Annotated in this window: 15 protein-coding genes and 2 pseudogenes; 4 read left to right on the top strand and 13 right to left on the bottom strand. The window is 60.0% G+C overall.

From position 1 onward, the window contains the following. Nucleotides 1-26: 26 nt before the first annotated feature. The 7 genes and pseudogenes from C3F12_06570 to C3F12_06540 form a co-directional block, all read right to left on the bottom strand. Nucleotides 27-440, bottom strand: coding sequence for a PIN domain nuclease (locus tag C3F12_06570; protein ID PWB46595.1), 414 nt, complete (start codon nt 438-440; stop codon nt 27-29). After that, nucleotides 437-676: a hypothetical protein gene (locus tag C3F12_06565; protein PWB46594.1), complete on the bottom strand. Its 240-nt coding sequence runs from the start codon at nt 674-676 to the stop codon at nt 437-439. The genes C3F12_06570 and C3F12_06565 overlap by 4 nt, the downstream gene beginning before the upstream one ends. An 80-nt stretch (nt 677-756) precedes the next feature. After that, complete coding sequence (locus C3F12_06560; GenBank protein ID PWB46593.1) at nt 757-1,542, bottom strand: septal ring lytic transglycosylase RlpA family protein; 786 nt, start codon at nt 1,540-1,542, stop codon at nt 757-759. Further along, the gene (bioD, locus tag C3F12_06555; GenBank protein PWB46592.1) at nt 1,427-2,161 is read right to left on the bottom strand and encodes a dethiobiotin synthase; all 735 of its coding nucleotides are present in this window, start codon (nt 2,159-2,161) and stop codon (nt 1,427-1,429) included. Before bioD ends, C3F12_06560 begins: the two co-directional genes overlap by 116 nt. Nucleotides 2,162-2,180: 19 nt before the next feature. Continuing rightward, a complete protein-coding gene (bioA, locus tag C3F12_06550) occupies nt 2,181-3,542 on the bottom strand; it encodes an adenosylmethionine--8-amino-7-oxononanoate transaminase (GenBank protein PWB46591.1) in 1,362 nt (453 codons plus the stop codon). Between the two features lie 155 nt (nt 3,543-3,697). Further along, a complete protein-coding gene (gene bioB, locus C3F12_06545; protein ID PWB46590.1) occupies nt 3,698-4,798 on the bottom strand; it encodes a biotin synthase BioB in 1,101 nt (366 codons plus the stop codon). A 109-nt stretch (nt 4,799-4,907) separates the two neighbouring features. Continuing rightward, nucleotides 4,908-5,018, bottom strand: a pseudogene (locus tag C3F12_06540) (transposase). Between the two features lie 477 nt (nt 5,019-5,495). Here C3F12_06540 and C3F12_06535 point away from each other — a divergent pair. From C3F12_06535 to C3F12_06520, 4 genes are all read left to right on the top strand, one after another. Further along, complete coding sequence (locus C3F12_06535) at nt 5,496-6,632, top strand: hypothetical protein (GenBank protein ID PWB46589.1); 1,137 nt, start codon at nt 5,496-5,498, stop codon at nt 6,630-6,632. Nucleotides 6,633-6,831: 199 nt separating this feature from the next. Beyond that, the gene (locus C3F12_06530; GenBank protein ID PWB46588.1) at nt 6,832-7,902 is read left to right on the top strand and encodes a hypothetical protein; all 1,071 of its coding nucleotides are present in this window, start codon (nt 6,832-6,834) and stop codon (nt 7,900-7,902) included. A gap of 290 nt (nt 7,903-8,192) precedes the next feature. Further along, entirely contained in the window at nt 8,193-8,489 is a 297-nt protein-coding gene (locus C3F12_06525; protein ID PWB46587.1) for an AbrB family transcriptional regulator, read from the top strand. Next, nucleotides 8,486-8,896: a DNA-binding protein gene (locus C3F12_06520; protein PWB46586.1), complete on the top strand. Its 411-nt coding sequence runs from the start codon at nt 8,486-8,488 to the stop codon at nt 8,894-8,896. Before C3F12_06525 ends, C3F12_06520 begins: the two co-directional genes overlap by 4 nt. Nucleotides 8,897-8,906: 10 nt before the next feature. Here the strand turns inward: C3F12_06520 and C3F12_06515 are convergent. From C3F12_06515 to C3F12_06490, 6 genes and pseudogenes are all read right to left on the bottom strand, one after another. Continuing rightward, nucleotides 8,907-9,145 (bottom strand): annotated as a pseudogene (locus tag C3F12_06515) (hypothetical protein). A 534-nt stretch (nt 9,146-9,679) separates the two neighbouring features. Next, nucleotides 9,680-10,489 carry a hypothetical protein gene (locus C3F12_06510; GenBank protein ID PWB46585.1) on the bottom strand — a complete coding sequence of 270 codons (810 nt, stop codon included), beginning with the start codon at nt 10,487-10,489 and terminating at the stop codon, nt 9,680-9,682. Nucleotides 10,490-11,172: 683 nt separating this feature from the next. Then, nucleotides 11,173-11,424: a hypothetical protein gene (locus tag C3F12_06505; GenBank protein PWB46584.1), complete on the bottom strand. Its 252-nt coding sequence runs from the start codon at nt 11,422-11,424 to the stop codon at nt 11,173-11,175. Between the two features lie 164 nt (nt 11,425-11,588). Beyond that, complete coding sequence (higA, locus tag C3F12_06500; protein PWB46583.1) at nt 11,589-11,894, bottom strand: addiction module antidote protein, HigA family; 306 nt, start codon at nt 11,892-11,894, stop codon at nt 11,589-11,591. A gap of 26 nt (nt 11,895-11,920) precedes the next feature. Continuing rightward, entirely contained in the window at nt 11,921-12,067 is a 147-nt protein-coding gene (locus tag C3F12_06495) for a hypothetical protein (GenBank protein ID PWB46582.1), read from the bottom strand. 680 nt (nt 12,068-12,747) lie between these two features. Next, complete coding sequence (locus tag C3F12_06490; GenBank protein ID PWB46639.1) at nt 12,748-13,041, bottom strand: hypothetical protein; 294 nt, start codon at nt 13,039-13,041, stop codon at nt 12,748-12,750. Nucleotides 13,042-13,093: the final 52 nt, after the last annotated feature.

Here is a 13,093-nt window from a genome sequence, read left to right as displayed (position 1 = left end):
CGGCCGCTCGGCGGTTGGCGAGGCAACTACGGGGATGCGGCTGGAATGATTGTGAAGGCTTTCCCGCGCGGAAGTCGATAAATGTGGAAATCGTGGTCCAACGTAAAAATCACCGACAGGCCCCGGTCTTCAGCCAGCGCAACCAGCGAGGCGTCGGCCAGATCCATCGGGACGTTCTGATACTTCGCCATCAGGGTTGCAATATGCGGCACGTGCCGTGGCGTATCGATGACCAGGTCGCCCCGGTTGAGCAGACGCCAGAGCGCTTCCTGGGCTGTCCACCCCGCCGCTTCCCCAAGCAGATACATGGCTTCGGTAAATGCCGGCCAGGTGGTCAGTAGAGGACCCTGTAATTCGGTGAGCGCCTTGCGACACCGCACGTGATCAGACTCCCCGCGGTCGATGAGCGCTACCAGGGGACCGGCGTCGGTCAGGATCACCGGCGGCGGCGCAGACTCTTGCGAAAGGCCTCGCCGGTCCGGCGAGCCTGCCCGCCTGCCGAGTGTGCCGCGCCGATCACATCGGCAAGCCTCACATCCAAAGACGCGGCGGCGGCCTCGTCACAGTACCGCGCTGCCGCCCGCCGCAGCAGCGCCGATAGGGGAACCCCTTCGCGCTCAGCCAGCTTCCTCAGCCGTGTTTCCAGCGCCGAATTCAGACGTACGCTTGTGGGCATGGACCCTCCTTTGTATGACGATATATAATATAGTGTCCTACACACACGCTCACCTGTCAAGCGCCCGCTGTCCGCATGACTCAGAAGCGGTCGTCAGAACCCAGGATCAGGACGCGATAGCCGAACGACGCCAGCCGCTCGGCGGCGGTCCTCGCCTCGGCGTGCGAGGCAAACCGGCCGACACGGACCCGGAAATAGACGTCCCCGTTGACCTGGGCCTTCACCAGGTACACACCGGTCATCTTCTGCTCCAACTCCGCCTTCAGGGTACGCGCGTTCGACTCCGAGACAAATGAGGCCACCTGTACCGAATATCGGGTGGGTTCCGGCGCCTGCCGCTGCGGCGGCGCCTGGGTGAGTCGAACCCTGACCGGCGCCGTTCCGGGTCCCACGACGCCGAGCAACTGGGCCGAGGCATACGACAGGTCGATGATCCGACCGTCAATGAACGGCCCGCGGTCGTTGATCCGAACCGTCAGCGAACGACCGTTGCCGAGGTTGACCACCTCCACCCAGCTTCCGAGGGGAATCTCGCGGTGCGCGGCCGTGAGCTGATACATGTCGTAGACCTCGCCGCTGCTCGTGCGGCGCCCATGGTAGGGGTGGCCGTACCAGGACGCCAGCCCCTGCTCGCCCGACGGGTCTTCCCACGCGCGCGGCCCCTGACTGATCGACGCGCACGAGGTCAGAAACAACAGCAACAGCAGGGAAAGTGCAGGGATCGCGGATCTGTATGATTTGCGCACTGATTCACCTCCTGATCGGTCGCACAAATAGATCGTCGAGAGATGATGCCAGGATGCGGTGCAGCGACGGACTGCGCCATAGGGGATTTCCCCTGATATCCGATAGGTGAGGGATTTCACCGAATATTGGGATCGGTAAGAGGCGGCGGAGGGCCGATACGTTGGTCGTTCGAGCAAGCGACCGCTCGGCAGTCACGCGATTGACGATGGCCCCGACCACCGGGACACCGGCAGCACACGCCGCCTCGACCGTCAGCCTGGCGTGGTTCAGCGCCCCAAGCCTGGACCCGATGACGATAAGCAGGGGCAGTTGCAGCCGGACCGCGAGATCGAGGAACGACACCTTTTCTGTGACGGGTACCAACAGGCCGCCCGCGCCCTCCACCAGCATGACCGTATGTCGATCGGCCAGCCGGTCGAAGCGCTCCAGCAACCGGTCGACGTCAATAGTCCGTCGTAACCGCTCAGCCGCCACCATCGGCGCCAACGGCTCACGGAAGCGATAGGGGTTGATCAGGTCAAGGGCATCCCGCGTGCCGGCCGCCTCACGCAGCGCCAAGGCATCCGGCGGTCGCAATCGTCCGTCTCGAGTCGAACAGCCGGTCTCGACCGGCTTCATCACCCCGACATCGACCCCGCAGGCCCGCAACGCATACGCCAGCCCCGCCGTGACCAGCGTCTTCCCGACGCCGGTATCGGTCCCGATCACAAACAGACCGGAATGTTTCACGAGGTTCATTGCGTCACAAGTCCGCCCCTCACGCCTCCCGCCTCACGCCTTCCGTGGCCGCCCTGATCGACTCGCCGACGATGCGCACCATTCGAATGAGGTCCTTGGGCGAGATCGAGAGCGGCGGCATCAGGACGATGACATTACCCAGCGGCCGGATAATTAATCCTCGTCGTCTAGCCTCCAGGATCGTCCGGATCCCCATCTTCGCCTCATACGGGTACGGGGTCCCTTTGTCCCGATCCTGCATCAATTCGATGCCGACCATGAACCCCACCTGCCGGATATCGGCCACATGCAGAAGCGTTCGCGGCGTCTCAAGCTCGCGACGCAACAGGGCGATCTTCGGTTGCAGCCGCGTGAGCGTCTGCTCCCGCCGAAAGCACTCGAGGTTTGCAAGCGCCGCGGCGCAGGCCAGCGGGTTGGCGGTGTAGCTGTGGCCGTGAAAGAAGCTCTTCTTCTTCTCATACGGGGCGCAAAAACCGTCGAAGATCGCCTGTGTCGTCAGCGTCGCGGCGAGCGGCAGATACCCTCCCGTCAGCCCCTTTGCCAGACAGAGCAGGTCGGGCGTGACCCCCTCCCGCTCACAGGCAAACATCGTCCCGGTCCGCCCGAATCCGGTGGCCACCTCGTCCAGGATCAGGAGGACGTTGTACTGTGAGCAGAGCTTGCGGACGGCCTTCAAAAAACCGGGCGGCGATGGGAGCATCCCCGCCGCCCCCTGCATCAACGGCTCCAGCACGACCCCCGCCACCCGGTCGTGACGGCGCGCCAGGATCGACTCGAGCCGCGCGAGCGCATCCGCCCGGCGGCGGCGGTCCCATGGCGGCCGATACGGCGAGGGGATTCGCCAGATCGGGAACAGGAGCGGCCGGTACAACTGGTGGAACAGGTCGATCCCGCCGACGCTGACCGCGCCCAGGGTATCGCCGTGATACGCCTCTTTCAGCGCAATGAACCGGGTCTTGCGGGCACAGGCCCCGCCCCTCTGCTGCCAGTACTGAAACGCCATCTTCAGCGCGATCTCGACGGCGGTCGAGCCGTTATCGGAGTAAAAGACCTTTGCGAGTCCTTTTGGGGCAATCCGGACAAGCGCCCCGGCCAGCTCAATGGCCGGCGGATGCGACAGTCCCAGGAAGGTGGTGTGCGCGATCTTATCGAGTTGGGCGCGGACGGCCCGGTCGATCGTTTGCTTGCGGTGGCCGTGGACCGTCACCCAGAGGGAGGAGACGCCGTCCAGGTAGCGACGTCCGTCGACGTCGATCAGGTAGCTCCCCTCGCCCCGTTCGATGATCGGATAGCGCTCCAGCAGCCAGTCCTGCATCTGGGTGAAGGGATGCCAGACGTACCGTTTGTCGTCCTGCCGGAGCCGCCGACTGCGTGAGGCCATTGATTCGAAAGTCCCCTCACCCGCACCCTCTCCGCACCCAGAGGGTACCCGGGGCGAGGGGCAACAAGAAAACCTCCTCTCCCCTCACCTGGGGGAGAGGATGAAGGTGAAGGGGGTCAGATGAATTCCATGCAATCGCATAGGCATTAAAGGCGTCAACGCGAGGCGGCGGCGTGACGCTCGTGGGCGGACAACGGTTCGCCGAACTCGAACCCCAGGTCACGAAGCATCTTCAGGTCGTCGGCCACGCTCCGGTTTTTGGTGGTCAGGAAGTCGCCCACCATCACGCCGCTGGCGCCGGCAAAAAAGATCATCGGGTGCAACTCGCCCAGATGCTGCCGCCCGGCGCAGACAAAGATATTCTTGGTCGGGAGGATCCAGCGAAAGAGGGCGATGATCTTCAGTATCTCAATGGGTGAAATTGGGGTAACGTTCGCCAGTCTGGTTCCCTCAACCGGGATCAGAAAGTTCAGGGGGACCTCGTCCACATCCAGCGCTTTCAGGGCAAAGGCCAACTCGGCGCGATGTCTGGGCTCCTCCCCCATTCCGAACACTCCCCCACTGCACGCCCTGAGGCCCGCGGCCTTGGCTGCCCTGATAGTCGCAACCCGCTCGTCATAGCTGTGGGTCGTGCAGACGTTGGGAAAGTATGACCGGCCGGTTTCCAGGTTGTGATTGAAGGTCGTCAGGCCGGCCGCCTTAAGCTGACGACACTCCTCGTCGCCCATGATCCCAAGCGAGGCGTGCGCCTCAGCCGCGCCGTCCCGCGCAACAGCTCGGATCCCCTCGACCAGCCGACGGAAATCCTCGGATGCGGCGTCGTAGCCGCGTCCCGCGGTTACAACCCCAAGCGCCCAGGCGCCATACGTCCGCGCCTGCCTGGCAGCCAGCACCACGTCGCCTGCAGCGATCACACTGTATCGCGCAATATCGGTGGCCTGGCGGGACGACTGGCTGCAAAACCCACAATCTTCCGGACAACCGCCGCTCTTGGCGTTGACGATGCCGCACAAATGGATCCGATTGCCGAACCGATCCAGCCGGAGGCGATTGGCCGTCTGGAACAGCTCATGGACGTCGTAGTCGGATCGCTCGAAGAGCAGCGCGGCATCCTCGAACGTCGGCGCCCCCCCGGCCAGCACCCGTTCGCCGATCCGCCGCACCCGCGCCGTCATCCCATCTATCACATCACCCCCCGTAGGGGCGCGATTCATCGCGCCCATTGGGTTGTCGCCCGTCGTCGGGGCGCGATTCATCGCGCCCGTGCCGTGTGGTGGGCGCAATAAATTGCGCCCCTACAGCGATGATACCGTGGTAATCGGCCAGCACGCGGTTGATCTCTATGTTCGTCACGTGTCCCGCTTCAGGGTTTTCTTTGTCATATGTCCAAAGCGCCGGATTGGCCTGGATGTAACTGCGGATGCCGTTGAGCGATCGCTCATCTCGAATGATATGTTCGTAGTAGTTGCGTTGCCAGGCAAACGCTGGAGCCCATTGCTTCCGAATCTCATGGGTCGAAAGGGCCTTAAACGTGCGAACAATATCACCCACCGTAGGGGCGTGATTCATCGCGCCCGCCTGTTCGGTCACCGTCGTAGGGGCGCGATTCATCGCGCCCGTGCCGCGTGGTGGGCGCAATAAATTGCGCCCCTACAACGACAATAGGCATGTTCAGACAAATGGAGCCTAACGAAGCGATCCGGTGATGTCAAGCCGAAAGGGCTTTCCACGCCCGATTGGCCGTATCCCCGCGTGGCCGTCGTCGGGGCGCGATTCATCGCGCCCGTTGGGTTGTCGCCCGTCGTCGGGGCGTGATTCATCACGCCCTGTGGATGGGGCGGATGTTCGACGTATGCGATTGCGCCCGCGCCGGGTCGTGGGCGCAATAAATTGCGCCCCTACAATGACAATAGGCATGTTCAGACAAATGGAGCCTAACGAAGCGATCCGGTGATGTCAAGCCGAAAGGGCTTTCCACGCCCGATTGGCCGTATCCCCGCGTGGCCGTCGTCGGGGCGCGATTCATCGCGCCCGTTGGGTTGTCGCCCGTCGTCGGGGCGTGATTCATCACGCCCTGTGGATGGGGCGGATGTTCGACGTATGCGATTGCGCCCGCGCCGGGTCGTGGGCGCAATAAATTGCGCCCCTACGGAATTACCGAGGCGTGGGTTATTTGACTTGACAGGGTATCGTCGACTGATTATAGTCGCGTCATTCTTTCCAACGTTACGCGGATACGCTGCATGGAGAGTTCCTATGATGCGCAACGTCTTCTGGGCACGCCTGTTTCACCCCGTTTTGCCGGCTCTTCTGATACTGATAACGGCCGCCTCTCCGTCGTGGTCAAAGGAATACATCATCGGCGCCGGCGACATCCTCTTCATCTCCGTCGTGGACAATAAGGACCTGGACACCATCGTCACGGTCCGGCCCGACACCAAGATCACCTTCCCCCTGATCGGCGACCTTCAGGCCGCCGGACTGACCGCCCAGGAGTTAGCGGCGAATCTGACCAAGGAACTGGCAGCCAAGGTGAAGAACCCGTCGGTCACGGTCTCGTTGAGGGAGGTCGGCAGTTACCGTGTCTATGTCCTGGGTCAGGCGACCAAATCGGGCGTCTACTACAGCAGAAGTGAACTCACGCTGCTGCAGGCGCTGGCGATGGCGGGCGGTATCGCCGAGGGGACCGATCTCTCGTCCGCCTACATTGTGCGGGGAACCCAGCGGATCCCCGTCAATCTCATCAAGCTGTTGCGTGAGGTCGATACGGCCCATAACCCGCCGCTGATGCCAGAGGACATCATTGTCCTCCCCGATACGCCGAAACTGAAGAATCTTATCGTGGTGATGGGCGAGGTCAACAAGCCCGGCGTCTACCCCCTCAATAAGGACGAGGAGATGAGTACGGTCCAGGCGATCGCCCTGGCGGGGGGGTTCACGCCCTTCGCCTCCCAAAGCCGGGTCACGGTCATCCGGGATGAGGGCGCCAAGAAATCGACGATCCGGGTCGATGTGAAGGAGTTGCTGAAGTATCCGGAGTCGGCAAAGGGGGTCGTCCTCAAGCCGGGGGACACCGTCGTGGTCCCATAGAGAGTGAAAGACTCGTTATGAGTGTTGAGTGTGTAGTGCAGAGAATACCATAACGCTTCAGCGGTGCGTAAAGGCGCTCATAAGACATGACACCCGATGGTCCGCCGCTGCCTTGGCGGTTGTCGTCCTCATTGTTGGCGCACTCCTGCCCTCGACGGGGTGGGCGCAGCAGGAGGTGGGATGGACGGTTACCCCCTCGATGGCGGTCGCCGAGGTGTTCGATGACAATATCTTCTCTCGCGGAGAAGGCCGTGGGCGCAAATCCGACTTCATTACCCGCGTGACCCCCGGGCTCCAGGCCGGCTATTATTCCATCCCGTTTACGCTATTCGCAAAGTACGACTTCGACGCCGAGGTCTACGCCAGGCATACCGAGTTGAACGACGCCCAACTCAGGCGGCGTGCCACCGCGCAGGCCCGTTACCTCCCGATCCGGCCCTTGACCCTCTCTCTGAGCGGCGCCTACACAAGAACCGAAACCCCCCAGGACCTCAACCTGACTACCGGCATCGAGTCGGCCAGAAGGCGTGCCAGGAGCTACAACGCCAGCCCGTCATTCAGCTATGAGGTCGATCCGTTGACGTCGGTTAATGGGCTGTACAGCTTTACGAACGACAAACGGGCCGGCGGGACCCAGACCGACACGCACAACGCCTCCATCGACCTGAAGCGGCAGTTCGGACGGCAGGACACATGGGGTGTCGGCTACACCTATCGCCATTATAAGTTTAACGACCAAGAGCCCTCACCCGTATCCGATGAGGGCTCGACGACCACCAGCCATGTGGGCAGCCTTATCTGGAGCCATGAGTTTACCCCGCTGACCAGCGTCACACTCCACGGCGGCGCCCGTTTCAGCGAAGGGAGCACCAATCCCGAGGTGTCGGCTACCATTCAACACCGGCTCCAGAAAGGCCGACTCTCGTTCACCTATGCGCGCAGCCAGACCACCGCCATCGGGCAGGGCGGAACCATCGATACGGAGAGCTTCAGCGCCAGCGCTTCGTATCAGCCGATCCGGTTTCTCTCGTTCAGCGTAACACCGAGTTACTACCGGAACGACCGACAGAACGACCAGTCAGACGTCTACAGTTTTGGGCTCAACGCCACCTACCAGATGACCAGGTGGTTAAATCTGGTCGGTTCGTACCGATTCAGTTTCCAGGATGGGACACTCGACGATACAACAGGCGGAAGCACCAGCCGAGATATCCTCCGAAACGTCGGTTTCCTGCAGCTTGTCGTCAGCTACCCCTACCGCGTCGACTGAGAAGGCAGTGTTAAGTGTTGAGTGTGAAGTGTGAAGTGGTGAGTGGAACCTCGCTTTATTCTCCCCCCACGCCTGCTCCTTTTCCCAGACATCGGACTCCCCTCTCACCAACGGACGTCGTCACGTTCACCGGACATGGAAGACCACACCTCCTCAAGGAGTGGGTCAGGGATTAACTTGAGGACGAAGGTGAGTAGATCTTGATTTTGGGATGTCCATCGCCTATATTAAGAATGACAATCCTACTGTCTGATATTCAGATATTCTCGTCAACAAAGGGGTGAGGAATTATGATGGTCGAGGTCAGCAAAATAGGAAAGCGCGGAACGGTCGTGATTCCCTCCGCTCTTCGACACCGTTTTGGGATCGAAGAGGGATCGCTGGTGATCGCAGAGGAGCGAGAGGATGGGGTGTTAATTCGTCCAGCCGTCGTCATGCCCGTCGAAATCTACACGCCAGAGCGTCGAGCGGAATTCCTCCTCTCGAACGCAGTTGATGTAGACGATTACACCCGCGCACTCGAAGAGGTCCGCAAAATGGGCCTCGATCCGGCCGCCATTCGTCATCATAAGCCGGCCGGGGATTGAGGGTGGACCGTGTCTTCCTCGATGCCAATATTCTCTATTCCGCCGCGTGTCGACCGAACGCCGGTCTTCGTCGGCTCTGGAACCTACCCGACCTACAATTACTAACCTCGGCCTACGCCATCGAAGAGGCGCGGCGAAACCTCCACGGCTCCGAGCAACGTAAAGATCTCGAACAGCTACTCCAGGCCGTTCGTGTGATCGTGATCGCTCCACCGGATCGACCGATTGTCGGGTGTGGTCAGCTCCCTGAAAAAGATCGCCCGATCCTGTTGGCCGCGATAGCCTCGCGGGCAACCCATCTGTTGACCGGCGACTTTTCCCATTTTGGCAGTTTCTATGGACAGACCATAGAGGGCGTCCTGATCCTCTCGCCTGCGCAGTACCTCCGGCCACATCGCTCGGCATGACAGATCCGACTCACACAGGCTGGATAGGTCGGTTTAAGTCGATGCCCGCCACGACGGGTATCGACAGCCCTAAGCGCAGACGCATCGCGATCCAGTCGCTGAGCGCCTCTCGGAGTTCACGCCGGCAACCCTCCAGCGTGCGGTGCCGCGCCCACACACCTTGGGAATTTCCCCCCAGTACGTTCCTTCATCTTCAATGATGTCGTACACGGCTTGTTCCATAGCCTTGTCGATGAACTCTGCAAGCACAAGATAGCTCCTTCAGTCGTTTATATCAGAAAGGGGGAAAGGAAACAAGCGAAGTGACGCCACATGACCGGTTCCAGGGTACGGAAAAGTCGAAGGGCGGCACGACGTGTCGTCGCGCGCCATCGTCCGTCCGGACTCGTAGGGGCGTGATTCATCGCGCCCGCCGGTCGGGAACGGGTCCTCAGCCTGCAAGGATACGCAAACGGTGGGAGCCCTGAAGGATAAACGATAAGGGCCGGAGAGGAACTTCCTCTCCGGCCCTCTGACTTTGTCTAACGGAGCAGCTTTTAGTTTTTAGTGTCTTTCGCCTAACGCCTCACGCTCGGGGCGGTTTCTAGTTTTGAGTTCTTAGTCTCTTCCGCCTAACGCCTCACGCGCAGGGCAGTGTTTTAGTGTTTAGTGTTAAGTGTCAAGTACCCCACACTCAACACTTATCACTTAATACTGATCGGTCCCCACTCGTCCCTCCCCACTCAACACTTGACACTTCGCTTAACGCTCAACTCTGTTTTTCTTCCCCTCACGCCTTCCGCCTCACGCCTCACGATCGTCATCTTTGCCCTTCATCCGCTTCCGTCCGAACCAGCCCATCCCCATCAGGCCGGAACCAAGCAGCAGCAACGTCGCCGGCTCCGGAACCGGCGTAGGTCCAATCCATCCACTGCCAGCACCGCTGGTTCCGATGCCCTGGACGTGCGCCGCAGTTCTGAAGGCACCGGCACCACCGCCAGGGGCACTGTCAAAGTCGAACGCTGCAACACTAATCGCCGAGGTATAAACGAGATCATAAACTACTGTCTCCCCTGCCGTGAACTCCCCGGCAAAGCTGCCCGGCGGTGGGGGGAAATCGAAGAGAATATCGAAGTTGCCGTCTCCATCGGCTTGAAAAGCATTAACACCTGTGGAAATAGAATTCGGCACAGAAGCAGCATTGTTAACAGCAGTAAATGTCAGCAAGGTCGGGTTGAGACTCGGGTCAAAATTGAAAGACCACTCACTGATAAATTCAACATTCGTTAGATTAAGCGCAGTCATGGTTAGCCTGACGCCATTTGCCCCAGCACCGTCTAGGGTATCGTCAAATGTCGCCCTTAACCAAGGCGGCGTGCCTGCCGGTGGTGTTGCTCCGCTAAATTCGAAATTTAGATCAAAAGTTAAAGACGTCGCCCGCGCTGGACTCCCCCACAGCACCAGTCCCATCGCCATCATCGTAAAAAGTACCATCCTCAAAAACCGTCCCAAGTTCACATGACGTTCTAAGACGTTCATCGCTAGACGTTTCACCTTTTCTCTCCTTTCTCTCCTTTGCACCCGCGAAAGAAGCGAACTTACACTATATTTCATCTTCCTCTTTTATCTTTTCTTTGCTGAGCCTTCACTTAGAGAATCAAGCAAAATTCGCGCCACCATGCTGAGCGCAACTTAAGGATGTTAACATACCGAAAACAAGGCAGTTCAGGGCATCCAGTTTGCGAGGCTACCTGCCGTGACGCCATCATCTGTTCGGATTGCCGACACTTACCAAGCGCATTCAATCCGATGATCGATCGGTGTGATGCTGCTAACGCAATAAGTCTCGCTAGTTATACTGCTGATCACGCACCGGGTGTGATTGTAAGGCGTTCCGACGGTCGTCGATCAACTTTTTACGTTTTTCCAAAAACGGCCTGTCGTTGTCCGCCGCGTGAGAACGATTTTTTTAGAGAAATTTCGCGCCTCCATCTGGTTTACGGCTCTGCTGAAAGCACTATGCGCGATGTGCCGTCACCGTGGCGGTGATGACCGGCAGGCCGACCCCCACGATCTACCTCATCTTGTCGCCGCCCACCTCGCCGGCTCGGGGACAGCCGCTGGGATTGCCGTTGCCCGAACATCGTCGAGCGCGGCTCTCTCACTAAGGGAAAAGGTTCAGGAGTTCCCGCGCTCCCCTGCGAGTTTCAATACGGCGTCGCGCGTATGTGAAGCCAATCGGAATCCGAGGGTTCAACTGGTGGAGATACTGAATCGGGGAGATGTTGCAGATAATTTCAGGCAAGGCGAGTCTCGCGTGCAAGTTGCTCTTCGATCAGGCGAAACGTCTCCACCCCGTAGTCGGCAAGCTTGGCGAGGAACACCACTCGCGGCACATCAGCAAGCTTCGCTGCCACGCCGGAAGACAGGCGGCCCAACTCGTACAACTTGATCGCCGCCGCCAGTCGCAGTTCCGCGCCCAATTGCTCGGGACTCACCTTGAGCGCTGCCAACGCCTCATCCGGTATCGACAGTGTAATCCCGCACATTCGTCTCCCCTCCGCGAATTGTCACGCACGGTCATTGTGCCAGAATTCTCAGTGATTGTCATGCGGTCTGAGCGACACGCTCTTGCTGAGAGACTTGAAAGGGGATGGGAACCGGGGGACCGTTGAACCAAGTAAAGGGCCAAGGAGGAGGTCCCTCAACAGGTTTAAGGGCGATGCGCCGATATGGCGACTGTGATCCTTTTCACCTTGATCTGTCCGGCCTGTTTGACCGCCTGAGCAAGATCGTACTCCATCTGTATCCCAAGCCACACCTCTGGGCTGCTGCCGAAGGCCTTGGAAAGTCGAATGGCCATTTCTGGGGAAATTCCGGCCTTCCCATTGACCAGGTTATTCAGGGCCTGACGCGTGATGCCGAGCCGCGCCGCAGCGTCAGTAACTGTCAAGCCAAGCGGCTCAATGCACTCCTGGCGAACAATCCTGCCGGGATGCGGGGGGTTCTTCATACCCATAACGAGTTCCCCTTTCATCGTGCTGACTAATGATAGTCGATCAAATCGACATCATGGACGTCGCTTTCCTCGAAGCGAAAAATAATCCGCCAGTTTGCCCGAACGGTCACACCCCAAAAGGGTTTTAGGTTGCCTGTAAGACGGTGCGGCTTGAAGCCTGCAATCATAAGCATTCATAGCATGTCTAGTGACAAGCGTCAATTGTCTTGTCGGACGATGCGGCATGGCGAGGGTTACGCGATTGTGTGCCGATTGGGGCGCGACCGTAGGGGCGTGATTGATCACGCCCACCGTAGTGTCCCGCGTCGGGACGGGATTCCTCGCGCCCGTTTGCCGGGCAGGACGCCATGAATGGCGGCCCGACAATGCCGATGGCCCGCGGCCGACCCGGCAGGGCGCAATGAATTGCGCCCCTACACCCGGTGTGGCGATCGATTCGCCATGGGCTGGCGGCGTCGCCAGTCGTATTGTACTGCGTCGGGACGGGATTCCTCGCGCCCGTTTGCCGGGCAGGGCGCCATGAATGGCGCCCCTACAGGATCCGCGAGCGGCGGGAGGCCAGAAGGGTAAATAACAAGGGCCAAGGAGGAAGTCCCTCCCTGGCCCTGTGACTTTGTCTAACGGAGCAGTTTTCAGTTTCTAGTTTTGAGTGGTTAGTCTCTGCCGCCCAACGCCTTACCCCTCACGCCTCACGCGCAGGGCAGTGTTTTAGTGTTTAGTGTTAAGTGTCAAGTACCCCACACTCAACACTTATCACTTAATACTGATCGGTCCCCACTCGTCCCTCCCCACTCAACACTTGACACTTCGCTTAACGCTCAACTCTGTTTTTCTTCCCCTCACGCCTTCCGCCTTACTCCTCCCGATCATTTTTCTGGAGCCGCTTCCGCCCGAACCAGCCCATCCCAACCAAGCCTGAGCCAAGCAGCAGGAGCGTCGCCGGTTCTGGAACTGGAGCGGATGTTGCACCTTGGGCACGGTACTCGTCCCAGATCTGGAGATCGGAGAACATGACGCCGTACGGGGAGCTGGTGATCGAGGCGCGCTGATGGATCCCACCGAGGGCAAAGTTGTAGGCGCTGCCCAGCCCAAGATAGCTCGCTCCCCAAGGCAGCGACACGCCGGCGGGCAGGTTGTGCGACGCCATCAGCACGCCGTCCACCCAGACCTCGAACTGGTTGACAGGACCGCCCCATGCG

The organism is Candidatus Methylomirabilota bacterium (assembly GCA_003104975.1).
Taxonomy (GTDB): domain Bacteria; phylum Methylomirabilota; class Methylomirabilia; order Methylomirabilales; family Methylomirabilaceae; genus Methylomirabilis.
The sequence above is the reverse complement of the archived record's forward strand: the minus strand, read 5'-3'. Positions and strand labels throughout refer to the sequence as shown.